At 44.6% G+C, this 24,428-nt stretch carries 22 protein-coding genes; 12 read left to right on the plus strand and 10 right to left on the minus strand.

The features are described from left to right. The first annotated feature begins 109 nt into the window (after positions 1–109). The 3 genes from CSD97_RS14850 to CSD97_RS14860 are packed head-to-tail and all read left to right on the plus strand — an operon-like array spanning position 110 to position 3,446. Entirely contained in the window at positions 110–1,606 is a 1,497-nt protein-coding gene (locus tag CSD97_RS14850) for a 4Fe-4S binding protein (RefSeq protein WP_098032626.1), read from the plus strand. 21 nt (positions 1,607–1,627) lie between these two features. Next, the gene (locus CSD97_RS14855) at positions 1,628–3,028 is read left to right on the plus strand and encodes an aldo/keto reductase (protein ID WP_009038429.1); all 1,401 of its coding nucleotides are present in this window, start codon (positions 1,628–1,630) and stop codon (positions 3,026–3,028) included. A 1-nt stretch (position 3,029) separates the two neighbouring features. Beyond that, positions 3,030–3,446, plus strand: a complete 417-nt coding sequence (locus tag CSD97_RS14860) for a DUF1893 domain-containing protein (protein ID WP_005825513.1) — start codon at positions 3,030–3,032, stop codon at positions 3,444–3,446. A gap of 24 nt (positions 3,447–3,470) precedes the next feature. Here the strand turns inward: CSD97_RS14860 and CSD97_RS14865 are convergent, their stop codons facing one another. Continuing rightward, positions 3,471–5,171 (minus strand): lipid A phosphoethanolamine transferase, encoded by a 1,701-nt coding sequence (locus CSD97_RS14865; protein ID WP_005837124.1) that lies wholly within the window; start codon positions 5,169–5,171, stop codon positions 3,471–3,473. Beyond that, the gene (locus CSD97_RS14870) at positions 5,158–6,351 is read right to left on the minus strand and encodes a BamA/TamA family outer membrane protein (RefSeq protein ID WP_008664589.1); all 1,194 of its coding nucleotides are present in this window, start codon (positions 6,349–6,351) and stop codon (positions 5,158–5,160) included. Before CSD97_RS14870 ends, CSD97_RS14865 begins: the two co-directional genes overlap by 14 nt. A gap of 208 nt (positions 6,352–6,559) precedes the next feature. On the opposite strand from CSD97_RS14870, the gene CSD97_RS14875 reads away from it, so the two are divergent. The 3 genes from CSD97_RS14875 to CSD97_RS14885 all read left to right on the plus strand — a co-directional run bounded on the left by CSD97_RS14875 (position 6,560) and on the right by CSD97_RS14885 (position 9,033). Continuing rightward, the gene (locus tag CSD97_RS14875) at positions 6,560–7,846 is read left to right on the plus strand and encodes an NAD(P)/FAD-dependent oxidoreductase (RefSeq protein WP_008664590.1); all 1,287 of its coding nucleotides are present in this window, start codon (positions 6,560–6,562) and stop codon (positions 7,844–7,846) included. 56 nt (positions 7,847–7,902) lie between these two features. After that, positions 7,903–8,340, plus strand: a complete 438-nt coding sequence (locus CSD97_RS14880; protein WP_005837120.1) for a DoxX family protein — start codon at positions 7,903–7,905, stop codon at positions 8,338–8,340. 138 nt (positions 8,341–8,478) lie between these two features. After that, on the plus strand, positions 8,479–9,033 hold the full coding sequence (locus CSD97_RS14885; protein ID WP_005837119.1) for a DUF3332 domain-containing protein: 555 nt from the start codon (positions 8,479–8,481) through the stop codon (positions 9,031–9,033). A 76-nt stretch (positions 9,034–9,109) separates the two neighbouring features. Here the strand turns inward: CSD97_RS14885 and CSD97_RS14890 are convergent, their stop codons facing one another. Beyond that, positions 9,110–11,419 (minus strand): BamA/TamA family outer membrane protein, encoded by a 2,310-nt coding sequence (locus tag CSD97_RS14890; protein ID WP_098032627.1) that lies wholly within the window; start codon positions 11,417–11,419, stop codon positions 9,110–9,112. A gap of 143 nt (positions 11,420–11,562) precedes the next feature. On the opposite strand from CSD97_RS14890, the gene CSD97_RS14895 reads away from it, so the two are divergent. Then, positions 11,563–12,324, plus strand: a complete 762-nt coding sequence (locus tag CSD97_RS14895) for an RNA methyltransferase (protein ID WP_008664596.1) — start codon at positions 11,563–11,565, stop codon at positions 12,322–12,324. On the opposite strand, the gene CSD97_RS14900 is transcribed toward CSD97_RS14895, so the two are convergent. Genes CSD97_RS14900 through ileS form a run of 5 tightly spaced genes read right to left on the minus strand, consistent with a single transcriptional unit; the run spans position 12,272 to position 18,064 of the window. Beyond that, a complete protein-coding gene (locus CSD97_RS14900) occupies positions 12,272–12,607 on the minus strand; it encodes a hypothetical protein (protein ID WP_005837115.1) in 336 nt (111 codons plus the stop codon). The genes CSD97_RS14895 and CSD97_RS14900 overlap by 53 nt on opposite strands. Then, positions 12,604–13,530, minus strand: a complete 927-nt coding sequence (locus CSD97_RS14905; RefSeq protein ID WP_005825524.1) for a DUF4296 domain-containing protein — start codon at positions 13,528–13,530, stop codon at positions 12,604–12,606. The genes CSD97_RS14900 and CSD97_RS14905 overlap by 4 nt, the downstream gene beginning before the upstream one ends. Beyond that, on the minus strand, positions 13,527–14,159 hold the full coding sequence (locus CSD97_RS14910) for a lipoprotein signal peptidase (RefSeq protein ID WP_005825525.1): 633 nt from the start codon (positions 14,157–14,159) through the stop codon (positions 13,527–13,529). Before CSD97_RS14910 ends, CSD97_RS14905 begins: the two co-directional genes overlap by 4 nt. 2 nt (positions 14,160–14,161) lie before the next feature. Then, the gene (locus CSD97_RS14915; RefSeq protein ID WP_004290962.1) at positions 14,162–14,542 is read right to left on the minus strand and encodes a TraR/DksA C4-type zinc finger protein; all 381 of its coding nucleotides are present in this window, start codon (positions 14,540–14,542) and stop codon (positions 14,162–14,164) included. A 33-nt stretch (positions 14,543–14,575) separates the two neighbouring features. Beyond that, positions 14,576–18,064, minus strand: a complete 3,489-nt coding sequence (gene ileS, locus CSD97_RS14920) for an isoleucine--tRNA ligase (protein ID WP_005825526.1) — start codon at positions 18,062–18,064, stop codon at positions 14,576–14,578. A 319-nt stretch (positions 18,065–18,383) separates the two neighbouring features. On the opposite strand from ileS, the gene CSD97_RS14925 reads away from it, so the two are divergent. Genes CSD97_RS14925 through CSD97_RS14940 form a run of 4 tightly spaced genes read left to right on the plus strand, consistent with a single transcriptional unit; the run spans position 18,384 to position 21,564 of the window. Further along, a complete protein-coding gene (locus tag CSD97_RS14925) occupies positions 18,384–19,298 on the plus strand; it encodes a DNA adenine methylase (RefSeq protein WP_008664601.1) in 915 nt (304 codons plus the stop codon). Positions 19,299–19,304: 6 nt separating this feature from the next. Next, on the plus strand, positions 19,305–20,165 hold the full coding sequence (locus tag CSD97_RS14930) for a type II restriction endonuclease (protein WP_005825528.1): 861 nt from the start codon (positions 19,305–19,307) through the stop codon (positions 20,163–20,165). An 8-nt stretch (positions 20,166–20,173) separates the two neighbouring features. Beyond that, positions 20,174–20,695, plus strand: a complete 522-nt coding sequence (locus CSD97_RS14935) for a hypothetical protein (protein ID WP_005825529.1) — start codon at positions 20,174–20,176, stop codon at positions 20,693–20,695. Further along, positions 20,692–21,564 carry a site-specific DNA-methyltransferase gene (locus CSD97_RS14940; RefSeq protein WP_005825531.1) on the plus strand — a complete coding sequence of 291 codons (873 nt, stop codon included), beginning with the start codon at positions 20,692–20,694 and terminating at the stop codon, positions 21,562–21,564. Before CSD97_RS14935 ends, CSD97_RS14940 begins: the two co-directional genes overlap by 4 nt. A 274-nt stretch (positions 21,565–21,838) precedes the next feature. On the opposite strand, the gene CSD97_RS14945 is transcribed toward CSD97_RS14940, so the two are convergent. Continuing rightward, positions 21,839–22,645: a hypothetical protein gene (locus tag CSD97_RS14945; protein WP_005825533.1), complete on the minus strand. Its 807-nt coding sequence runs from the start codon at positions 22,643–22,645 to the stop codon at positions 21,839–21,841. 47 nt (positions 22,646–22,692) lie between these two features. On the opposite strand from CSD97_RS14945, the gene CSD97_RS19205 reads away from it, so the two are divergent. Continuing rightward, positions 22,693–22,821, plus strand: a complete 129-nt coding sequence (locus CSD97_RS19205; RefSeq protein ID WP_005837113.1) for a hypothetical protein — start codon at positions 22,693–22,695, stop codon at positions 22,819–22,821. Between the two features lie 41 nt (positions 22,822–22,862). Here the strand turns inward: CSD97_RS19205 and CSD97_RS14950 are convergent, their stop codons facing one another. Next, on the minus strand, positions 22,863–24,395 hold the full coding sequence (locus tag CSD97_RS14950; protein ID WP_005825535.1) for a carbon-nitrogen hydrolase family protein: 1,533 nt from the start codon (positions 24,393–24,395) through the stop codon (positions 22,863–22,865). Between the last annotated feature and the right edge of the window lie 33 nt (positions 24,396–24,428).

A 24,428-nucleotide genomic window follows, 5' to 3' on the forward strand; every position in this document is an offset into this window, starting at 1 on the left:
TTTCTTTTTTTCTTTATTTTTGCATAAAGAAAATTTCACTATTTCGGCAGTTGTTTTGTACTCATATCGCTGATATAGAATGTTTAGGAACTCAAAATAAAGGATTATCATGTTACGGAAGATTAGACTGACTTTTGCAATGATTTGTTTTGCACTCATCACCTTGCTGTTCCTTGATTTTACGGGAACGTTGCATGGGTGGTTCGGCTGGTTAGCCAAAATCCAGTTTTTGCCGGCTGTATTGGCGCTGAATGTGGGAGTGATATTGTTTCTTGTAATTCTCACTTTGGTATGCGGGCGTATCTATTGTTCTGTGATTTGCCCCTTAGGGGTATTTCAGGATATACTGGCATGGCTGGGCCGGCAACCTAAAAAACGCAGGAAGCTTCCTTACTCTTATTCTCCGGCCTTATCTTGGCTGCGCTATGGCGTATTGGGTGTGTTTATCATTGCCTTGATTGCCGGAATTGGTTCATTGGCTGCTCTACTTGCACCCTATAGTGCATACGGACGTATTGCCAATAATCTTTTTCAACCTATATGGCAATGGGGCAACAATCTGCTTGCTTATCTGGCTGAACGGGCAGACAGTTATGCCTTTTATGAAACGGATGTATGGTTGAAGAGCCTGCCGACTTTTATTATTGCTGCCGCTACTTTGGCTGTGCTTGTTGTTCTGGCCGGACGCAACGGACGAACCTATTGTAATACGATTTGCCCGGTAGGAACGGTCTTGGGCTTCCTTTCACGTTATTCGCTTTTCCGCATCACAATAGATTCGGAAAAGTGCAACCAATGCAGTCTTTGTTCACGCAACTGCAAGGCAGCCTGCATCAACTTTAAGGAGCATCAGATTGATGCAAGCCGGTGTGTGGTTTGCATGAACTGCATTGAGAAGTGCAAGCATGGAGCCATTTCCTACAAGTATCATCCTTTCGGTAAACCTGCTGCGGGCAAGGCAGATTCGGAACAGATAAACGAAACCCGCCGCAGTTTTTTCACAGCAACGGCTCTGGTTGCAGCCACTTCTGTTTTAAAAGCGCAGGAAAAGAAAGTAGACGGAGGACTGGCAGCCATTGAAGATAAGAAGATTCCTGAGCGAAGCACTCCCCTCACTCCTCCCGGCTCATTGAGTGCCCGCAATATGGCGCAACACTGCACGGCCTGCCAGCTCTGTGTGTCGGCATGTCCCAATCAGGTTCTTCGTCCTTCTGCAGACTTAAGGAAATTGATGCAACCGGAAATGTCATACGAACGCGGCTATTGTAGACCGGAATGTACAAAATGTTCGGAGGTATGTCCTGCAGGGGCTATCCGTCCGATAACCAAAGCTGATAAATCATCCGTTCAGATAGGGCATGCCGTGTGGGTAAAGAAAAATTGCATACCACTGACGGATGGTGTGCAGTGTGGCAACTGTGCACGCCATTGTCCGACGGGAGCCATACAAATGGTGCCGAGTATACCTGAAGACAGGGATTCTCCAAAGATTCCGGTAATCAATGTGGAGCGTTGTATCGGCTGCGGGGCATGTGAGAATCTTTGTCCGGCCCGTCCGTTCAGTGCCATCTATGTGGAAGGACATGAAAAACATCGAATTATATAACAAAGTAGAATTTCTATAAGTATGGAAGAACATCATAAAAACAATATGAACCGTCGTGATTTCTTGAAGATAGTGGGAATTACAACCGCCACATCTACTGCTGCCCTCTATGGATGTGGTTCTAAGGAAGGAAGCAGTGAAGGCAGTAAAGTATTGGGCCCCATTCCGACGGATAAAATGACCTATCGTAGTTTTCCTGGTTTGGGGAGTGACAAAGTTTCTATTTTAGGATATGGCTGTATGCGCTGGCCTACCGTTCCTGCTCCGGATGGAAAAGGGGAAATGATAGACCAGGATGCTGTAAACGAACTGGTGGATTATGCCATTGCCCATGGCGTGAATTATTTCGATACGTCTCCGATGTATGTACAAGGATGGAGTGAGAAGTCTACGGGAATAGCTCTGAAACGCCATCCACGCGAATCGTTCTATCTTGCCACCAAACTATCCAATTTTCATCCTGATACCTGGACTCGCGAGGGTTCCATCGCCATGTACCGTAAGTCGTTCGAGGATATGCAGGTGGACTATATAGACTACTATCTGCTACACATGATTGGTGGCGGTGGCATGGAGCAATTCCGCAAACGCTACATAGACAACGGTATGATTGATTTTCTTGTCAAGGAGCGTGAAGCAGGACGCATCCGCCGTTTGGGATGGTCGTTCCACGGAGATATCGAAGTCTATGACTATGCCTTGCAGATGCATGACCGTGGTGAAGTTCATTGGGACTTTGTACAAATACAGTTGAATTATGTGGACTGGAAACATGCTTCGGGCAGCAACTTCAAGGCAGAGTATCTGTATGACGAGCTGGCCAAGCGTAAGATCCCTGCTGTCATTATGGAGCCTCTGCTGGGTGGGCGGCTCTCCAATGTCCCCGACCATATTGTGGCACGGCTGAAGCAGCGCGAACCCGAACGCAGTGTGGCGTCTTGGGCATTCCGTTATGCCGGTTCTCCCCAGGATGTACTGACAGTGCTGAGCGGCATGACTTATATGGAACATTTGCAGGATAACATCCGTACTTACTCTCCATTGGTACCACTCACAGAAGAGGAAACTCAGTATCTGTATGATACGGCAGATTTGATGATGGAGTACCCCACCATACCTTGCAACGACTGCAAGTACTGCATGCCTTGCCCGTATGGAATTGACATTCCTGCCATCTTGATACATTACAATAAATGTGTCAATGAAGGAAATGTGCCGGAAAGCAGCCAGGATGAGAATTATCGGAAAGCACGCCGTGCTTTTCTCGTAGGATATGACCGAAGTGTACCCAAACTGAGGCAGGCCGACCATTGTACCGGGTGCAACCAGTGTTCTCCGCATTGCCCGCAAACGATTGATATTCCCAAAGAACTGCATCGTATTGACAAATTTGTAGAACAGTTGAAACAAGAGACTTTATAAAATGGAGAGTATCATTGACATACTGCACAAGGGAGGATACTCTTGTGTTATGAAGAACCGGGAGGAAGTCCGTACTTTCACCCAACGGGGAGTAGCGGATTTGTATGATTTGTACCAGGCAGATTCTGCATTTATGAAGGGGGCTGCCATTGCCGATAAGGTTATAGGGAAAGGTGCCGCTGCTTTGATGGTACTGGGAGGCTTTAAAACGGTCTATGCCGATATAATCAGCACTCCTGCGCTGGCATTGCTGTGCGAAGCAGGAATTGAAACGACTTTTGCCCAAGAGGTTCCCCATATCATTAACCGTGACAAGACCGGCTGGTGCCCGTTGGAGACGGCTTGCATGGAGCTGAATACGGTAGAGGAGATGTATCCGGTGATTCAGAATTTTATATCAAGAATCAGGGCAAAATAGCAACAGCCTGCTCTCTTTCCCTGATTACCTGATGCCTTTCTCTTCCAGCATCTTGAAGTCTTCCTTGAGCATACCGACATCATCCAGTGTGCGGGCTTCATTGTGGTCGTTCAGATAGACTCTGGGTCTTTCGATAAACAGAGCGCTGGTGACAGATAAAGAGTCATTCCGGTATGGGGTCTCCACTCCACCTATTTCCAGCATTGTCTGGAAGAATGAGGCACTGGAAGATACATTCTTCTGCCTATTGGCTTGTGCGGCCTCCAATAACGATGGGTATCTCTGCCGGTAGTTGTCGGACATCCAAATAAAGAATGGCACATGTATCTGATAATAGGAAGGTACCGGTGAAGCATGCAGAAAGAGATGCCGGTTGTCATCGAAAATATCTTCTCCATGGTCTGAAGTGTATATCAGGGCAGAATTGACATGTTGTTCTTGAAGCATATCTATCAGACGAACCAGAAAATTATCCGTGTAGCGGATAGAATTGTCATAGGCATTAATCAGGTTGTCTTTGTATTTCACTTCCGCATCAACGGGCATGTCCGGCAGGAAGAAAGCCTGCTCTGCCGGATAGCGCTCTTTATAATTGAAATGAGAACCGTAAGTGTGGAGAACTATAAATTGCCTGGAAACTCCTTTGCCCAGTTCTTTTGCTACCAGTTTCAACAGTTCGTTATCAGAGGGGTTGTAATTGGAATCCCCCACATCTTCTTTAATGAAATCATACGTGTCGGCTTCTTTGCCGAAGAAGTCTATAAATGAGTGGTTATAACGCTGGTTCGAGAAAAAGGCGGTCTGGTAACCGGCTTCCTTGAATGCTGTGATAATCCCTTTCTGATAATAGATGGAATCAAAACTGGAAGCACTGACCGGCGACAGCAACATCGGAACACTCTTGTGGGTAGTGTTTGATTCTGTCAGCACATGGCTGAAAGCTGTCAGTCCGCCAATGCCCGACAGTCCCGGGTTAGTCTCCCGTTCGTAGCCGTACAAAGCCCAGTTGCATGCCCGTGAGGTTTCTCCCACCACCATTACATATACTTCCCTTTCATCAGCCTGATGAGTACTTCTAGCATGAAAGGTAAAATCTTTAGAGGTCTTGTGATAATTCCGCGTCTGGGCCGTCCGTTGAAAAGCAAGTGCTATGTTGTAGCATACGTTGGCAGGATACAGTTCGGATTTCGGCTCATACCGGTTATCTGTCAAATAAGCAGTGCCTAAGGATAATATTCCGGCAGACAACACATACAGAGTGCGACGGCGAGCTTGCCGGATGAATGCTTCGGACAGTCTGCGTTTGTGTACAATGGATATGGTTGCCAGAATTAATGCAGGTATATAGAGCACTACCACAATAACGATGGCAGGTATCAGATTGTCCAGCAGTTCCAGCGCCTCGCTCGAATTGGTTGTCACCAGATTCAGAAACATATCCACTGCGATAATGGACTGACCGAAAAGATACAGCAATACAAGCTGGAAGGCTCCGAAGAAGATGAACGGAAATAGCAGCCAGAATGTCCTGCCACAGTTTCTCGACCAAGCCATTACAGCATAATATATAGAAAGGGGTAGCAGGATATTACATATCTTTGCCGTCCATGATATGGGTTCTGTAAAGCATAGCACTACATTGGGCACTATCAGAATGACCAGAAACAGATAGAACAAATGTTCCTGATTGTCGAACCATTTTTTTATGTCTCTAAAAAGCTTCATTGATATTGAATATAAATCCGGTCTGGTGTTTGCCAAAACCTAAATCCAAACGTACGTTTACTCTCTTTTTGAACTCCCAGCGGTAGCCGAAACCATAATTAGGAAGAATATGCCTGGCCTCCAATTCCGAGAAATTCGGGAATATGGTTCCCGCCCCTACCCATACGGCAACTCCATTTCGCTTCCATACATGTTGGCGTAGTTCCAGCTGGGCATCCATTGCACACTTGTCACGGTAGCGCCCCTCATAATAGCCACGCATAGAATAGGAACTTCCCAATGTTGCCATCAGTCCCCAGGGCGGATTTCCGTAGTTCAGCAGAGTATGGAACTGGCCTGCCAACACCCCACCCTTCCACACGGACTGGTAATAGCTGGTCGTCAGTTCCGTATTGCTGAATGCATATTTATTTCCCAAAAAGGCCGGACTGAAGCGCTGGTCTATCCGTAGGTAATATCCTTTATAGGCATTTGTCAGAAAATCGCGTGAATCATACAACAAGGAAAACCCCAAGCTCACGTTGGTGCTACGCGCTTTCATTCCTTTCCATAATTCCGGTTTTTCAAAGTCATGTCCATACACGTAATCAAATGCTGTCATCGGACCGATATAAAAGTTACGTGCCATCCGGAACATGAAGTCCACCTTAACCTGCGCCTGAAAGCGATCGTATTCACTCTCATTGTCATCATTGGCTCCATTGTCATATCCTTGTCCCCAGTAAAGGCTTGGGAAAGAATAGAAATACAGATTGTAGTTCAACCGGTATTTGTCTTGGGGAAACAGATGGTTTCCACGTACTCCCAGCAAATAGAATCCCACTGTGGAGACATCCCCATACAGAGAGACATTGGACGGAGGGAGAATACTATCGTTCCGGTCGGTACGGTAGAGTCCTGCCGCCACCAGTCCGATTCCAAATTTGGTGTCACTGGAATAATGAGGTCCGCCTATAATGCTGAAATCAAATTTCTTGTTTTTCTTTTCTTTGTTGGCATCGTTGAAGTAATTCAAAATTTTTCCGAAAAAACTGCGTTTCTTGGGAAGCGAGTCTATCGGATACGTAGAAATTGAGTCCACAGAGTTTTTTGCTTCTGCAAGGTGTGTTTGTGCATGAACAGCCGTTTCTGTAATCAGCATCAATATTGGTAATATCCATTTTGTCAATTTAGTGTCCATTTACTTGTAGAAAACTTCCGTGGCAAAGTTAGTTTTTATGTTCTTCATTACAACAATGTTACTGTTCTTTTTGTTTCCAATTTTTCTCTTTTAATGTTCATTTCTACATTGCATGTGGGGTTTACTCTTTTTAACTACATCATTTATAGAACTTTCCTCGATTTATACTGTTATTTTAATATTACAAAGAACAACATGATATTGAATTATGAAAACAGCAATGGACATTCCCGATAAAGAGGGACAGAAACGACTGGTAATCGTAGGCGGCGGCTTTGGCGGATTAAAGCTGGCACGAAAATTGAAAAGCAACAAGTTTCAGATAGTTTTACTGGATAAGAATAACCATCACATCTTCCAACCGTTACTCTATCAAGTGGCCACAGCAGGTATTGAACCGAGTGCCATATCATTCCCATACCGAAAAATCTTCAAAAAAAGAGAGCATTTCCATATACGTATTTGTGAAGCACAGCAAGTCTTCCCGGAACACAATCTGCTGGAGACTTCCATCGGCACGCTGGCATACGACTATTTGGTCATTGCCACCGGCTGCAACACAAATTATTTTGGAAACGACGGGCTGGAGAAACAGACCATGGCACTAAAGAATACTTCGGAAGCCTTGTTCAACCGAAACCAGATATTGGATAGTTTTGAACAAGCCCAGAACACCGGTAATAAAGAAGAGCGCAGGCGTCTGATGACCTTTGCCATTGTAGGCGGTGGAGCTACGGGAATAGAGTTGGCTGGTGCTTTGGCCGAGATGAGGAAGTTTGTCCTTCCTCAAGACTATCCGGACTTGAATATCAATGAGATGCGTATCATCTTGTTGGATGGCTCTTCCCGGCTCTTGTCTGCTTTTTCAGAAGAGTCTTCCAAAGAAGTGGCCGATTATCTGAAGAAGCGTGATGTGGAAATCAAATTGAATCAACGGGTGATGGGATACGAGAATTATCAATTGGCATTGAATGACGGGACTGCCATCGATACCAAAAATGTATTCTGGGTGGCCGGTGTCAAGGCAAACAGCCTTCAAGGATTGCCTGCCGATGCCTATGGACCGGGAAACCGCTTGAAGGTGGACACTTATAACCGTCTTTCTCAATATCCCAATATTTTCGCTATCGGGGATACGGCCCTTATGATTTCTGAGGAGTATCCCAAAGGACACCCGCAAGTGGTGCAACCAGCCATCCAGCAGGCCCGCAACTTGATAAGGAACTTGCAGCGTGCAGAAACAGGCCTGCCGTTGCAGCCGTTTATATATCAAAACAAAGGCTCCATGGCGACCATTGGCCGCAATCATGCCGTAGTCGAGCTTAAGAAACTGCGTTTTGGCGGTTTTCCGGCATGGGCTGTGTGGCTATTCATCCATTTGATGAGTATTGTGGGTGTAAAGAACCGTCTTTTCATCTTCGTAGACTGGATGTGGAGTTACTTTACCTATGACCCGTCTTTACGGATTATCATCAAACCGTTGAAACGGGAGTAAACTTTTATTGAGTAATATTTGTTATAGTTCATATACGAACTTAAAAACGAATGAATATGTTAAAACGACTTTTATTTCCTGTCAAACCGGACGGAACGGCAACATCTGCTATGCTATTGATTGCAAGAATTGTATTCGGTATATTATTAATGAACCACGGTATCCAGAAGTGGACTAACTTTCAAGAGCTGTCGGCCGTTTTCCCTGACCCGCTGGGTGTAGGCAGTCCGCTGTCTTTAGGACTGGCTATCTTTGGTGAATTGGCATGTTCCATGGCATTCATTATAGGTTTTCTCTATCGTTTGGCTATGATACCAATGGTGTTTACAATGGCTGTTGCCTTTTTTGTAATTCATGGTAATGACCCGTTTGCCACGAAAGAGTTGGCTTTTGTATATCTGGTAGTGTTCATATTGATGTATATCATAGGTCCGGGCAAGTTTGCCGTTGACCGCTGGATAAGAAAAGCTCTTTTCCAAAAGGCTCGTAAATAGACACTTCCGTTTTACTGAAAACAGATTTTAAGCTCAAATAGGATGTATTTTCGTAAAAAATCCTATATTTGCGGATGCTTAAAATAACTCGATGAGCTATAAAGCTAATTAAACACAGTAAAATAAAAAAGAGTGATTATGAAAAAGTTCAATTTGAAGATGGCTGCGACCGTAATGATTTGCGGCTCGTTTCTTTTCAGTTCTTGTATCGGTTCTTTTGGACTGCATAGTAAACTGGTCAGCTGGAATCAAGGTATTGGTACCAAGTTTGTAAACGAACTGGTTTATCTGGCATTCAATATTATCCCGGTATATGGCGTTTGCTATCTGGCCGATGCATTGGTCATCAACTCCATCGAATTCTGGAGTGGTTCAAACCCTATGGCCAGCATTGGTGATGTAAAGAAAGTGAAAGGCGAAAACGGTGACTACCTGGTAGAGACACTTGAAAACGGCTATTCTATCACCAAAGAAGGTGAGACTGCTTCTATGGAACTCATTTACAACAAAGAGTTGAATACTTGGAATGTTGTTGCCGATGGTGTCAGCACAGAATTGCTGCAAATGAACAATGACGGCACTGCACAAATGACCCTTCCGAACGGTGAGGAAATGACAGTGACGCTGGATGCCCAAGGTGTGGCAGCAGCACGTCAGGCGACGATGATTGGCACGTACTACGCTTTTAATTAATGGAAAATTGAAAATGGAAAGTGGCTGGTACATAGATGCCCAATAAGCATTTCTCACTTTCCATTTTCAACTTTCATTAGAACGGATATCCCACAGCAAAGTGGAAAGCAAAATCGCGGCTGAATTTAGGATGAATAATGGGATAACGGTCTTTTTTCTTTTCATAAGCCGGATTGATGGCCTTCATACCTCCGTCGAAACGCAATACAAAGAAATCCAGGTCAAGACGCAATCCCAAACCATATGCCACGGCAATCTGCTTATAGAACTTGTCAAATTTAAACTGACCTCCCGGCTGGTCTTTATAATCCCGTATTGTCCAGATATTCCCGGCATCTACAAAGAGGGCTCCTCTGAATTTCCAGAACAACCGTGTGCGGTATTCAATGCTGGCATCCAGCTTGATGTCTCCCGACTGGTTCATGAAGTTATTATCGCCGGGGAAAGAACCGGGCCCCAAATCACGTACAGACCATCCGCGCACACTGTTGGCGCCGCCGGAGAAGTAGCGCTTCTCAAATGGAAGCATTGTTGCATTGCCGTATGGAATGGCAATACCGGCACCAAAATGAAATGCCAATGAATTGCGGTTGTCAATGACCAGATTCTTGGCAAAGTCAAAATCGCCTTTCAGGTATTGGGCAAAAGGAATGTTCAACAAGGTGTATTCCCCCGATGCATTCTTCTTCATTCCTCCGAGCTTTGCCACAGCATACAACAAGTTACCCGCCGATTCAAATTTGAGGCGGATGGTATAGGAATTTCCGATACCGGAGTTATTCATCAATGCTCTTCCGGCACTGTTGTAGATATAGCTATAGCCGGTGCGGACAATAAAGCGGTCTTCATAATTGTATTTGAGGATGTAGTTCTCGTCTTTCTCCAGATAATCCTCTTTGAATGTCTGGTCTATGCTGGGCATATACAGATAGTTGATGTCCAGCAAATCAATGCGATGCTGCGAACGCTGTTGTTGTACCCCCCATTTGTAGCTCCATCCGGCAGATGCTACAATGCGCGTGAATTCGGGTCTCATCTGGTAGTTATATTGCAATCCGAATTCTGTAGTAGCCCTTATCCTCCGCTTGAAATCGCTGGATACAAAGGGAAACATAAACCGTGGGAAGTTGATGGTTGCTTCCGCACCTAATTCTATGTAGTCTTGATTCAAGGAGCTCTGCAAACCGGACACAGCCTCGTATGCCCCACGTAGCTTGAACATGAATGTTTCGGAACCTTTGAACATGTTGCGGTGCTGAAAAGCCACCGAAGCGGCAGCTCCCAAATCGCCGGCAGAGTTTGTGCCTTCCACCTCAAAAGATACGGACTGATGCTTGCCTCTGGTCAGCATCACATAGGCGTTGAGCTTTGCACTGTCACTCTGTTGCACTTCAAAAAAACGGATATTGGTATATTTCAGGGCTTGCAGGCGTCCGTAGTTGGAGTAGGTACGCTGCACGTTCTGCTCGTTATAGAGAGTTCCCGGAGTGATGCGCAGATTGTTGGTCAGCACTTTGGGGCGCAGATAAAGCTTGTCTTTGTAGTAGATGGGAAAGCCTTTGTAATGCAATGAATCATTCACCTCGATGCTGTTCTGGGTGGATGCCTGCAACACATTATAATCGGTAATGAAACTCACTTTATTGATAGTGTATTGCCGGTGATTCTGCGGCGTATCCTCGTTATGCTGTCTGTATGGAGCCAAATGCAGTGTCAAATCTACCAGATAAGAATTACGGACAGTATCCGCAGTATAGGATATGTACTCTTTATTGAACTTGTAATATCCATTCTGAAGCAGTTTGTTTGTGATGCGCTGGCGTTCTGCATCCAGTACATTGACATCAAAATACATGCCTTCGGATAATAAGGTTACTGCGGAATCCTGCCGCATGTATTCCTTTATTTTACTGTCCTGGATATCATATTTCAAGGTACGAACTTTATAGGGCTTGCCGGTTGTCACTTTATAGACCAACTTCATCTTTTTCTTCTTGACTTGGCGTACCGGTTCCACCAGGGCGCCCATATAGCCCATATTCTGCACAGCCTTAGTGATTTCTTCCCTGGTCCGGTTGGTTTCCTCCTCACTGTATATGACCGGGGCATCACCTAATTTCCTCAATGTACGGTTTATCCAGCGTGTAGAGTCCCGTCCGGACCAGTTGTAGACATACAACTGGGTCTTTATCAGGCTGAACCACTTCGCATTGGGATTCTGGCGGATGTACATGGAGAGATTGGATGGTTTTACTTCCTTATTATCAGTATGTATGCGCACTTCATCCAGCAAATACGAGCCGTCCGGCACATATTTGGTAGAAGAACAGGAAGCCAACAAAAGTACGATAGTAGTAAGTATCGCGTAGCGGAAACCTTTATTCATACCGAGTCATTAATTGCGCATAAACAGCTACAAATATACTTGTATTTTTTTGTTCCCGAAATAAAAAACGCCGGAAGAGTGCAGAGTTTTTGATTATATTGAAATAATCACGTATTTTTGTCAAATGATAACATGTGTGTCCTATGGCATTAAGTAAAAATCGCATTAAATATATCCACTCGTTGGAGCAGAAAAAGAACCGGAAGGCCGACAAGGTATTTCTGGCAGAAGGACCTAAACTCGTAGGGGATTTGTTGGGACATTTTCCTTGTCAGTTCTTGCTGGCAACTTCAGAATGGCTTTCCCGGAACCGCCCTCTCTCCACCGTAACGGATGTCACGGAAGTATCGGAGGAGGAACTTTCGCGTGCCAGCCTGCTGAAAACTCCCCAACAAGTGCTGGCTGTGTTCCGGCAGCCGGATGAGGAGACGGATATTTCCGTCATCAGCCACTCCCTCTGTCTGGCTTTGGATGATGTGCAAGACCCCGGTAACCTGGGAACGATTGTCCGCCTTGCTGATTGGTTCGGGATAGAGCATATTTTCTGTTCGCCCAACACGGTGGATATCTATAATCCCAAAACTGTGCAGGCCACGATGGGAGGTATCGCACGCGTCAGACTGCATTATACTCCCCTACCCGAGTTCATCCGCTCACTGAAGGATATTCCCGTTTACGGCACTTTCCTGGACGGAGAGAATATGTACGGACAACCGCTTTCGAAAAATGGGCTGATTGTGATGGGTAATGAAGGAAATGGCATCGGAAAAGAAGTGGAGGCACTCATCAACCGCAAACTATACATACCGAATTATCCCGCCAGCCGTGAGACCTCGGAGTCATTGAACGTGGCTATTGCCACAGCAGTAGTTTGCGCTGAGTTCCGGCGCCAGGCTGCATTGTAGTAAAATCAAAAGGAAAAAACAACCAGGGAATCAAATAAGGCAATTCTTCCTCGATAACCGGAGGGATTGCCGTCAGTATATTGCAGCACGTATCAAAATGAGGATAGTCTGTTTCCACCTCCGTAAGCAAAGCTATGACTCCCGGTAGCCATTCCGTATTCTCCACCTCTTCTGTCAATGGGAAGATACGTGATACACATTGTCCTTCACCTATCTCCACCACATATTGTTTCAGATAGCCATGCCCGGGAAGAAACAGAAAATGGGAAGCGTAGCGTTTCATGCTTTCGGACGGGGACGTATGGTTCTGGGAGTCGTGGTATTTTCCTGCTCCTGAATTTCCAGAGGTTTCAATTTCTCAGGTTTTCCGATACTGTCTTTGCGAAGGGAGTCTGTCGCCTGCTGAAGGCTGTCCTTTGGGGCAATGACCAAGCTGTCCGTGGCGTGATAGCGCATCAGTGAGATACGGTCTGCCAGCAAAGGCTGTGGAGTCTCCTGCTGCGGATAATAGATGAACCCGCGTATTTCCTTGATTTCTCCTAAAGTATCGGCAAACAAGGTGAGCGTTTCCACACCTGTGTCTTGTACTTTCCGAATGGCACTGATGACACTGTCATTCTTTTCGTAAAGAATCTGCATCGCCATCAACGGAGCATGTATGCTGTCCGGTGCACCGTTGTGGAAACGGAAGCGCACGCTCCAGCGCAGCGTGTCACGGTCGTGGAAATTGGTGTCTGATGGCAACGTAAACGTTATCTTGTTGTCCAGGGGCATACCCGTCAACTGATAGATATGCTGCCATATCCACACGTCGATACTGTCTCCGGGAAGTGATTCTTTCGGCTTGTTGTCACGCAGGGCAATCAAGTGGTTGATACCGTCTCTCTCGGCTTTCAACCGTACATTCACTTTCTCGTAGATTTTGGTAAGTACTTCCGGGTTACGGGCAAACCAGACCATAGAAGAGTCAAAATCGGCCTGAGTAATGCCATATTTCTTGAAAACCGATTCAATGTATAGCACCCGCTTATAACTTTCGTTATACGGCACTTCTTCACCCATAGCTTTGGCTATGTGATAATCATAAAGCACGTTTTCCATCTTGGCATCCGGAAGGACGGTTTCAGGTCTTTTCACCTTACAAGCCGTCAGACTGAACACCAGAAGGACTACGCTACACCATTGAATTCGATTTATTCCTTTCATGATTTCTTTATGGCAGCATGATAGGCATCATTGAAGTCCTTGCCGTAGAACAACAGCAAAGCAATGATACCGCAACTGATTGCTGCATCCGCAAAATTGAATATCGGGCTGAAGAAAATGAAATGTTCTCCACCGACAAACGGCATCCATGCGGGCCAGTTTGTATCAATGATGGGGAAATAGAACATATCCACCACCTTGCCATGGAACCACGGGGCATATCCCCCTCCTTCAGGCATGAAGGAGGCTATCTGCGAATGGGTGCTTTCGTTGAACAGCACGCCATAGAACACACTGTCGACAATGTTTCCCAAGGCTCCCGTCAAGACCAAAGACACACAGATGATAAATCCGGTCTTCATGCCTTGCTTCACGAACTTGTACAGAAACCAGCCAATGACCGTGACTGCAGCAATGCGGAACAAGGTCAGGAACAGTTTGGCGAATATTTCCATACCGAAAGCCATACCACTATTCTCGGTAAAGTATATATAGAACCAATCCGTAATCCGGATACTCTCATGCCAGTACATGTGGGTCTTTATCCAAATCTTGATAATTTGGTCTATAACCAATACCGAAAATATGATAAGGCAGGCTATCCGGCCCTTCGTAAAGAATTTACCCATTTTTATTTCTTGCCGTTGTTTTTAGCTTCGATGCTCAAAGTGGCATGGGGCACTGCACGAAGGCGCTCTGCCGGTATCAGTTTGCCGGTTTCGCGGCAAATGCCATATGTTTTGTTCTCAATGCGCACCAAAGCAGCCTGCAATCCTTGGATGAACTTCAACTGGCGTTGGGCCAGACGTGTGGTTTCTTCCTTGGATAAGGTGTTGGCACCTTCTTCCAGTACTTTGTACGTAGGAGATGTATCGTCGGTGTCATTACCGTCTGCACCCGTCAGGCTGGCCTTTAACAGTTCATAGTCACGTTGTGCCAACTCTAACTTCTCCATAATGATAGCGCGGAATTCTTCCAATTCAGCATCTGAGTATCTTGTCTTTTCTGCCATAACTTTTACGTGTTAATCAGGGTTAGTATTTAATTATTCTTTCACTACGCTCACGTACAGCGAGAAATCGTCGAAGTTCAGTTCTGTACCATTTTCTACGTTGTCTGCCAGCGTCAGTGAAGTTCCTAAAACTTGGTTGCGAATATAGTCATTATATTCATTTACCGCATCATCTGTTTGAGGATTTTTTGATAATGTAATCTTTATTTTATCTGTTATCTCAAAACCGCTCGACTTGCGGATATTCTGAATGCGGTTTACCAGCTCGCGTGCAATACCCTCACGGCGCAACTCTTCGGTAACGGTAACTTCCAGAGCCACGGTCAGTTTGCCCTCGTTGGCAACCAGCCATCCCGGAATATCCTCACTGAAGATTTCCACATCTGCCGTTTCAATCACGGCTTCTGCACCGTCCAGATTGAACGTATAAGAGCCTTTCTTCTCCAGCTCGGCAATGGCTTCCTGGGACATTTCCGCCACAGCAGCAGCCACGGCTTTCATCTGCTTACCGAATTTCGGTCCCAGCTTCTTGAAGTCGCATTTCACTTTCTTTACCAGTACACCGGCAGCACCGTCCACAAACTGGATTTCTTTCACATTCACCTCGTTCATGATAAGTGCTTTCACAGCCTCGATGTGTGCACGCTGTTCTTCATCCACTACCGGTATCATGATGCACTGAAGCGGTTGGCGGACTTTGATGTTCACCTTGCGGCGCAATGCCAATACCATGGAAGTGACGTCTTGTGCCATCTGCATGCGGACTTCCAATTCCTTGTCTATCATTTCCTCCTTATATTCGGGGAACTTGGCAAGGTGTACGGAAACCACATTGTCGCGTCCCGTAGCTGCAATCAGGTCGGAATAGAGCATATCAGCATAGAACGGAGCGATGGGTGCCATCAGCTTAGCCACGGTTTCGAGGCATGTATAGAGTGTCTGGAATGCAGAGAGCTTGTCCTGCGTCATACCACCGCCCCAGAAACGTTTGCGGTTCAGGCGGACATACCAGTTGGAGAGGTTGTCGTTCACGAATTCGGAAATGAGACGTCCTGCTTTCGTGGGCTCGTATTCATTGTAGCAGGTATCCACGTTCTTCACCAACGTATTCAGTACAGAGAGAATCCAACGGTCTATCTCAGGGCGTTCTGCCATGGGCACATCGGCTTCTTTGTAGTCAAATTCGTCTACATTGGCATAGAGGGCGAAGAATGAATAGGTGTTATAGAGTGTTCCGAAGAACTTGCGGCGCACCTCTTCCACTCCATCCACGTCGAACTTAAGATTGTCCCACGGAGAAGAGTTGGTGATCATGTACCAGCGCAACGGGTCGGACCCGTATTTCTCGATGGTCGAGAAGGGGTCTACGGCATTGCCCAGACGCTTGGACATCTTGTTACCATTTTTGTCGAGCACCAAGCCGTTGGAAATGACAGCCTTATAAGAAATACTGTCGAACACCATTGTAGCGATGGCGTGCAACGTGAAGAACCAACCGCGTGTCTGGTCCACCCCTTCGGCGATGAAATCGGCAGGATATACCTGGTGGCTATCCAGCAGTTCCTTATTCTCGAACGGATAGTGTATCTGTGCATAAGGCATGGCACCGGAATCGAACCAAACGTCAATCAAGTCCGTTTCGCGTTTCATCGGCTTGCCGTCTTTAGAAACAAGGATGACATCGTCCACGTAAGGACGGTGCAAGTCTATCTTGTCGTAATTCTCTTTGGTATATACACCCGGCTGGAAGCCCTTCTCCTTGTAAGGGTTGGACTGCATCAGGCCGGCAGCCACGGATTTCTCTATTTCGTTGTAGAGCTCTTCTACAGACTCGATACATTTTTCCTCGCTATTGTCCTCCGTGCGCCAGATGGGCAGCGGAGTACCCCAATAGCGCGAACGGCTGAGGTTCCAGTCATTCAGGTTTTCCAGCCACTTGCCAAAACGTCCCGTACCGGTGCTTTCCGGCTTCCAGTTGATGGTCTTGTTCAACTCTATCATACGTTCCTTGCAAGCGGTGCTGCGGATGAACCAGCTATCCAGCGGATAGTACAATACGGGTTTGTCCGTACGCCAGCAGTGCGGATAGTTGTGTACATGCTTTTCTATCTTGAATGCCTGGCGGGCGGCTTTCATCATCATGCAGATTTCAATATCCAGCGATTCGGCAGCTTGTGCGACTTGTTCGTCGTACTTGCCGTCTACAGTGAATTGGGGGTCGTAGGCATTCTTCACCCACTTGCCCTGATAGTCCTTATAGAGGTCTACGTTGACACATGCCTTTACGAAATCCTCGTCCAGTTCGTCAATCAAGAAGAACTTACCGGTGAGGTCTACCATCGGGCGGGTCTCACCCTTCTTGTTTATCATGAACAAGGACGGTATACCTGCAGCGCGTGCCACAAAAGCATCGTCCGCACCAAAGGTCGGGGCAATGTGTACGATACCCGTACCGTCTTCAGTCGTCACATAGTCACCAGAAATTACACGGAAACCTTTGTCGCTGGGAGTCCAGCTACCGTCTTCGGCAACGTCTATCGGTTTCACCCAAGGGATGAGCTGTTCGTACTCCATACCTACCAAATCGGGGCCTTTGTACTCACCTACTATCTTGAAAGGTATCAGCTTATCACCCGGCTTATAATCCTCTAATGCAATGCCTTCCGCTTTTTTGTTGAAGTGAGTGTAGAGCAGTGCTTTTGCCAAGACAACAGTCATCTTCTCACCGCTATATCCGTTGTAAGTCTGTACGGCCACGTAGTCTATCTTGGGACCGACGCAGAGCGCAGTGTTGCTGGGCAACGTCCACGGAGTAGTGGTCCATGCCAGGAAGTAAGGAGTTCCCCACTCTGCCATTTCCGGTTTCGGATGCTTCATCTTGAACTGTGCCACCATGGTCGTGTCTTTTACGTCACGGTAACATCCGGGCTGGTTCAACTCGTGCGAGCTGAGTCCGGTTCCGGCAGCAGGAGAATAAGGTTGTATGGTATACCCTTTATAAAGGAGTCCTTTCTTATAGAGCTGTTTCAGCAGCCACCACAAGGTTTCGATGTAGCGGTTGTCGTAGGTGATATACGGGTCCGTCATGTCCACCCAGTAGCCCATCTTGTGCGTCAAGTCTTCCCATTCCTTGGTGAACTTCATGACGTCCTTGCGGCAGGCAGCATTGTATTCTGCTACGGAAATAGTCTTGCCAATATCCTCTTTCGTAATGCCGAGTGCTTTTTCCACACCCAGTTCCACGGGCAGTCCATGAGTATCCCATCCGGCCTTACGCTTTACTTGGAACCCCTTCATCGTTTTGTAACGGCAGAAAATGTCCTTAATGGAGCGAGCCATTACGTGGTGAATGCCCGGCATACCATTGGCCGAGGGAGGTCCTTCGAAAAATACGAAAGAAGGACAACCTTCACGTTCTGTCATACTCTTGGCGAAAACCTGGTTTTCGTCCCATTTCTTCAACACTTTTCCGTTCACTTCGGAAAGGTCGAGCTTCGAATATTCGGCAAACTTCTTACCCATCTTGATATTTACTATTTGACAATTTACAATTTACGATTGAAGATACTCTTGATAGGCATTTGGTACGTCAAAAGCTACCTTCTCCATTTTAAGGGTGCAAATTTACAAAAAACTTAAATACAAGAGACTTTTTAGGTAGAAAAAGCTGGATAAGTGCAGTAAAATGTTTTATTTAAGGATGAAAAGAGGGATAATAAGAGTGATTAATATCCTTTTAGACATAGAATTCAAAAAATAAAAAGAAAGACTCCTAATATATTCGCACAACTTGAAGAGATTCACTATCTTTGCCATTAGAAGAATGATATTTAGACCAAATATGCAACATAGAATATATAGAACTGCAAAACCTTTTGTAAAATGGGTAGGTGGAAAGACGCAGCTTTTAGGAGATATAGAGCGTACCTTACCATCTGACTTCTCACAGAAAAAAAACGTTATTTATGTAGAACCTTTCGTTGGAGGTGGGGCTGTTTTATTTTGGATATTACAGCAATTTCCCAATATTCAAAAAGCTGTGATTAATGATATAAATCCCCATTTGATAACTACATATAAAGTTATTAAGGAACAACCATATAAATTGATTGAACAATTAAAAGAACTTCAAGAAAAGTATATCCCCTTGGGAGAAGAAGACAGAAAAGAGTATTATTTAAATAAGCGCGACATATATAACGCTTCATCCTTGTCTGAAATAGAGACCGCCGCTTTATTCATTTTTTTAAATAGGACATGCTTCAATGGGTTGTATAGAGTAAATTCTAAAGGAAAATTCAATGTTCCCCATGGAAAATATGCCAATCCTAGAATTTGTGATGAAGATACAATTCTTGCAGATTCTAAGATTTTGCAAAAGGTAGATATTTTGTGTGGGGATTTCGAGAAAACAATAGCTTACGCTTCTCCTGATGCTTTATTCTACTTTGATCCTCCATATAAACCTTTAAGCAAAACTTCTTCTTTCAACTCGTATGCCAAAGATGAGTTTGACGATAATGAACAAATACGGCTACGCGATTTTTGTCACAAGATAGTTCAATATAAAACTAATTTCATCTTAAGTAATTCGGATGTGAAAGGCAAAGACGAAAATGATAATTTCTTTGATGAGATTTATAACGAATACCATATTCAGCGAGTAATGGCTACGCGAATGGTTAATGCCAATCCTGAAAAAAGAGGGAAACTGTCCGAACTTATGATTTCTAATATTAGCATGAATTATAGATAAATTTGTATGGAAAGAGATTTTAAACAATGGCTTGCACTGTTTCGTACAAGTATTGCGAACTACCAATATTATACATACTTTGACAAAGTTTTCTCTAATGTTGATGCTATTAAAGTGGAATTGAATATTATGAATTCTCTTATTGGCAGCAAAAATATAGAAAACGATTTTGATAATTTATTATGTAAATACCCTAGTATTCTAAAGTGTATTCCTATTCTGATAGCAAAGCGTGAAATGGATATAGAAGCTATAGATGAAGAAGGCAGCTTCTGTTATAATTTCAAAAAAATGAACTATAGTGTAGAGCAATATAAAATATTTATGCGCAAAACTGGTATTTTCAACTTGATTGAGAATCGCATTATCGGAAGTCTTGTAGATTATGTTACAGGAATAGAAACTGGGCTTGATTCTAATGGAAGAAAAAATAGAGGTGGACACCTGATGGAGAACCTCGTCGAATCATATATACAGAAGGCTGGGTTTGTAAAAGGTATCACCTACTTCAAAGAAATGTATATTCATGCTATCGAAAAGAAATGGGGTATTGATTTATCTTCAATATCTAACCAAGGTAAGGCAGAGAAACGATTTGATTTTGTCGTAAAAACACCTACCATGGTATATGGTATAGAAACCAATTTTTATGGAAGTAGTGGCTCTAAGCTTAACGAAACAGCAAGAAGTTACAAAACGATAACCTTGGAAACCAAAGACCTAACAGATTTTACATTTGTCTGGTTTACGGATGGAAAAGGATGGAATAGTGCGCGTCGAAATTTGGAAGAAACTTTTGATGTACTTGAACATATATACAATATTAATGATATGGAGAACGGCATTATAAGTAAAATCATGAAATAAATAGAACGATGAAAAACATCTATCAACATAATATAGAACTAGAGCCTATTCGTATAAACAATGCGGATAAAGCTACTTTCTCACAAAAACTTATAGATTTACCATATCGAGGTTATGAAGTCGAAGAACTCTCTGATGGTAGGAAAATCGTTATCACGAAGCCTGGTGGTAAATCTGTATATGGAAGACCTAAAAAAGAAGATTTTTTAGTATTCATCTATAATCCCAATGATAATACACTATGGCAAATATCTCACAAACAAATCTTAGAAGATGTAATAAATAAAGTTCAGGAAAACAAAGATAAAGCAAAAGTATTTCTGACTTTAATGGAAAAAACATATAATGGAGAAGAACCTTCCGATTTTATAAATGAAATAAGAGCTTTAAATTTCGCTTCCGGTGAAACTCCTGAGGCTTTAATAAAAGTATATAAATGGATATGGGGGCAGGAAGATGTCAATTATCCCACTGGAGAAGGTCGGTTAATGTCCTGGAAGGAATATCAAGAGATTATTGCTAAATTATGATTCCTTATTTCAAATCCTCCGACCGTGCCTTTACCCTCCTGCATGGTGACTGCATCGAATTATTAAAGCAATTCAGTTTCAAGTTCGATATGATATTTGCCGATCCTCCTTACTTTCTCAGTAATGGAGGGATAAGTGTGCAAAGTGGGAAGATGGTATGCGTGGATAAAGGGGAATGGGATAAAGGAGGTACTCCTGAATACATAGATTCGTTCAATCGAGCATGGATAAGCGAATGCCAAAATAAACTGAAGGAAAATGGAACAATATGGATTAGCGGTACATATCATAATATTTTTTCAATAGCCAATATCCTGACTGAATTAGGATTTAAGATTTTGAATGTAGTGACATGGGCAAAGACCAATCCGCCACCTAATATTTCATGTCGTTATTTTACACACTCAACAGAGTTCATTATTTGGGCACGCAAGTCTGCTAAAATAACACACTACTATAATTATAGTATCATGAAGCAAATCAACAGCAACAAGCAGATGACGGACGTATGGCAATTACCGGCCATAGCTCGTTGGGAAAAATCATGTGGCAAACATCCTACTCAGAAACCCTTATCTGTATTGTCGCGTATTATTTTGGCATCAACTCGTGGTGGTGCGTGGATTCTCGACCCATTTACAGGCAGCAGCACTACAGGAATTGCAGCCAATCTTTTGGGACGCCGTTTTTTAGGAATTGATAGAGAAGAAGAATATCTAATCCTTAGTAAAAACCGTAAAAAAGAAATAGAACAAATTGCAAAATTTTCTCTATATCATAAAAAGATTAAAGATATTTCTCTTTTGAATAATGCAGAGAGAATGTCAGTACACGAAAAAGAAGTCTCCATTTATGATTTGCCGTTTTAGTTTGAGCGAATCACGTTTCTCAAAATAAGCCAAAATCCACGGGTTCCCTAAGCAAAAACGGCAAAAAACGTAAATTTAGCTCAAACAAGCGACCTGAAAACTACGTTGAAAACAACAAATGAGAGGGCTATTTTGCTGAGTTCAACAAATGGTATGTAGAATTCTGCGAATGCTATTGCCGCAATCAGCAATAAGCGTGCAGAGAACAGCATGGGAAAGAATAATAAAGTATTATATTAAAAGAAATAATAATAGCATCATCAGCGGATAGACTTCAACTGTTGCTGCTGTAACTATAATGCAAGGTGAAATAATTAAGGTAATGATTCACCACTCCGAAACAATCCGATGTCTCATCGAAAGAGAGAAAGTAATACATCAGGTTTTCGGGTTCTTTCTTTTGGGTCAGGATTTCGTCCACATAGGCAAGAAAGGCGTTTTTGATGCTGTTATCGTTGTAGTAGTCTGCCAACTTTGCCAGTTTACGTTCTATGGGTTTGTTATGCTGCAATTGCATGGCAGATTTCGAGCGTTCAGGCTTCACATCTCCGGTCAGTCCCCCATCATTATAGTATTGGCGGCGCTCGTCATAGACTTGGCTCAGCAGTTGATAGATTCGGGCGGCAGCCTCGTGATTTATGGCGGAGGCAGGCTTCAGTTGTTCTTCCTTGCTCTTCTTCTGCATAGTGGCGTGGTAGGCAAAGTAGAGGATGAAGTCACGGAAGAGCGTGGTTTGGGGCATGATGATTTCTACTAGGACATCCACGTCGGCAAGTACACTGAAGTCCACGGAGTAATAGCGGACACGTCCACGGGTGACGGAATTGACCTTTATGTCGGTTTTCAAGAAGCCCAAGGCCGAGAATTGCTTAATGATGACTTCCTGCCGGGTACGGCGGATACGGGTTTCTTCCTCTACACGCGCCTGGGAGTAATGGAAAGGCTTGTATTTAAAAGAAATCTGTTTTACTGTAAGCCAGTCGAACAGAATCAGCTCGTCGGGAGCCAGACGGTAGTTAAGTAATCGCAACACATTGATGCAGAGAGGTATTTCGGGAGCAGAGAGAGCTTTCTTGGCCATTGTTTCTGTTTTTTAGAATAAAAGTTTTGTAAAGATACGGATAAACTATGGAATTACCATCCGAAATGCCATACTTCATCGTCCCGGATGCCACACTTCAGCAGCTGAAATGCCACACTCCGTTGTCCGAAACCTATGGCATTCCGGACGATGAAGTGTGGCATTTCGGAGAATAAGGTGTGGTATTGGAGGCAACCGAGTGTGGCATTCGGGAAAGTCATCTTTTCATCTTCACCTCGTACAAATCGCCTCTCCGGTCTTTCAGGTTGCGTACACTGCCGTAGGTATGCAGTTCATTCAGCAAGTCCAGATCCACATCCGACACAAGAATCATTTCGGTATTCGGAGTGGCTTCCGCACGCTTGCCGTCTGTGGGGAAAGCGAAGTCGCAGGGAGTGAACACACCGGACTGGGCATACTGGATGTCCATGTTGTGCACGCGGGGAAGATTGCCTACACTGCCGGCTATCACTACAAAGCACTCGTTTTCGATGGCACGAGCATGGGCGCACACCTTTACGCGGCTGTAAGCATTCTGCGTATCGGTAAGGAAAGGAACAAAGAGTATCTGCATGCCTTGGTCCGCCATGATGCGGCTCAGTTCGGGGAACTCTACATCGTAGCATATCAGCACGCCTATCTTAGCACAGTCCGTATCGAAAGTTTGGATGGACTTGCCTCCGCTCAGTCCCCAGGACTTTATCTCGTCGGGAGTGACATGTATCTTTTCGTACATTTCATAACTTCCGTCACGTCGGCAGAGGAATCCTACGTTGTATAGCAGCCCGTCTTCCTTGATAAGCGGCATACTGCCCGTAATAATGTTGATGTTATAGCTGATGGCGAGCTTGACGAAACGCTCCTTGATTTCCTCGGTATAGGCCGCCAGCCCGCGGATAGCCTGCGACTCGCCCTCGTTGTTGAATTTTGCCATCAACGGTGCGTTGAAGTATTCGGGAAAAAGGACAAAGTCACTCTTGTAGTCGCTCACGGCATCCACAAAAAATTCCACTTGCTCAAAAAGGTCATCCAGTGTCTTGTAGGTACGCATCTGCCATTGTACCAAGCCTACGCGGACAGTGGTTTTGGGGTTTACATAGTCTTGTGTGGGAGCCTGATAGTAGATATTGTCCCATTGCAGCAGGCAGGCGTAGTGCTTGGACTCCTCATCATTGGGAAGGTAGTTGCGCATCACCTTGCGCACGTGGAAGTCGTTAGAGAGCTGAAAGGTCAGCACCGGGTCGAAGATTTCCTTTTGCTTCACCTTATCTATGTACTCCTTGGGGCGGATTTGATCGGCATATTTGTAGTAGTTGGGGATACGTCCGCCAAACATGATTGCCTTCAGGTTCAATGTCTCGCAAAGTTCCTTGCGGTATTCATACATACGGCGTGCCAGACGCAGGCCACGGTATTGGGGATGGATAAAGACTTCGATGCCATAAAGTATGTTGCCTTTCGGATTGTGGGTGTTGAAAGTCTCCTTGCCCGTAACCTGGGCGTAAGTGTGGTCGTTCTTCACATCATCGTAGTTCACTATGATGGAAAGCGCACAGCCCACGATTTTCTCGTCAACCACCGTCACAATCTGCCCCTCGGGGAAGATGCGTATCAGTTTTTCTATTTGTTTGTGCGTCCAGAACACATCGCTTCCGTCTGAATAAACGCGCGTAAACGATTGTGCCAACTGGTCATAATCTTCAATCTGCAGATTGCGTATCTGCACCTTATTGATTTTCATTGAATCCATAACTTTCTTGCTATTCCTGATTAAAAACAGTGC

This window comes from Bacteroides sp. AR29, assembly GCF_900217715.1.
Taxonomy (GTDB): Bacteria; Bacteroidota; Bacteroidia; order Bacteroidales; family Bacteroidaceae; genus Bacteroides; species Bacteroides uniformis.

Coding starts and splice junctions, on each gene's coding strand:
- CSD97_RS14850 (WP_098032626.1), top strand. CDS start 110: ATGTTACGGAAGATTAGACTGACTTTTGCAATGATTTGTTTTGCACTC.
- CSD97_RS14855 (WP_009038429.1), top strand. CDS start 1,628: ATGGAAGAACATCATAAAAACAATATGAACCGTCGTGATTTCTTGAAG.
- CSD97_RS14860 (WP_005825513.1), top strand. CDS start 3,030: ATGGAGAGTATCATTGACATACTGCACAAGGGAGGATACTCTTGTGTT.
- CSD97_RS14865 (WP_005837124.1), bottom strand. CDS start 5,171: ATGAAGCTTTTTAGAGACATAAAAAAATGGTTCGACAATCAGGAACAT.
- CSD97_RS14870 (WP_008664589.1), bottom strand. CDS start 6,351: ATGGACACTAAATTGACAAAATGGATATTACCAATATTGATGCTGATT.
- CSD97_RS14875 (WP_008664590.1), top strand. CDS start 6,560: ATGAAAACAGCAATGGACATTCCCGATAAAGAGGGACAGAAACGACTG.
- CSD97_RS14880 (WP_005837120.1), top strand. CDS start 7,903: ATGTTAAAACGACTTTTATTTCCTGTCAAACCGGACGGAACGGCAACA.
- CSD97_RS14885 (WP_005837119.1), top strand. CDS start 8,479: ATGAAAAAGTTCAATTTGAAGATGGCTGCGACCGTAATGATTTGCGGC.
- CSD97_RS14890 (WP_098032627.1), bottom strand. CDS start 11,419: ATGAATAAAGGTTTCCGCTACGCGATACTTACTACTATCGTACTTTTG.
- CSD97_RS14895 (WP_008664596.1), top strand. CDS start 11,563: ATGGCATTAAGTAAAAATCGCATTAAATATATCCACTCGTTGGAGCAG.
- CSD97_RS14900 (WP_005837115.1), bottom strand. CDS start 12,607: ATGAAACGCTACGCTTCCCATTTTCTGTTTCTTCCCGGGCATGGCTAT.
- CSD97_RS14905 (WP_005825524.1), bottom strand. CDS start 13,530: ATGAAAGGAATAAATCGAATTCAATGGTGTAGCGTAGTCCTTCTGGTG.
- CSD97_RS14910 (WP_005825525.1), bottom strand. CDS start 14,159: ATGGGTAAATTCTTTACGAAGGGCCGGATAGCCTGCCTTATCATATTT.
- CSD97_RS14915 (WP_004290962.1), bottom strand. CDS start 14,542: ATGGCAGAAAAGACAAGATACTCAGATGCTGAATTGGAAGAATTCCGC.
- ileS (WP_005825526.1), bottom strand. CDS start 18,064: ATGGGTAAGAAGTTTGCCGAATATTCGAAGCTCGACCTTTCCGAAGTG.
- CSD97_RS14925 (WP_008664601.1), top strand. CDS start 18,384: ATGCAACATAGAATATATAGAACTGCAAAACCTTTTGTAAAATGGGTA.
- CSD97_RS14930 (WP_005825528.1), top strand. CDS start 19,305: ATGGAAAGAGATTTTAAACAATGGCTTGCACTGTTTCGTACAAGTATT.
- CSD97_RS14935 (WP_005825529.1), top strand. CDS start 20,174: ATGAAAAACATCTATCAACATAATATAGAACTAGAGCCTATTCGTATA.
- CSD97_RS14940 (WP_005825531.1), top strand. CDS start 20,692: ATGATTCCTTATTTCAAATCCTCCGACCGTGCCTTTACCCTCCTGCAT.
- CSD97_RS14945 (WP_005825533.1), bottom strand. CDS start 22,645: ATGGCCAAGAAAGCTCTCTCTGCTCCCGAAATACCTCTCTGCATCAAT.
- CSD97_RS19205 (WP_005837113.1), top strand. CDS start 22,693: ATGGAATTACCATCCGAAATGCCATACTTCATCGTCCCGGATGCCACA.
- CSD97_RS14950 (WP_005825535.1), bottom strand. CDS start 24,395: ATGGATTCAATGAAAATCAATAAGGTGCAGATACGCAATCTGCAGATT.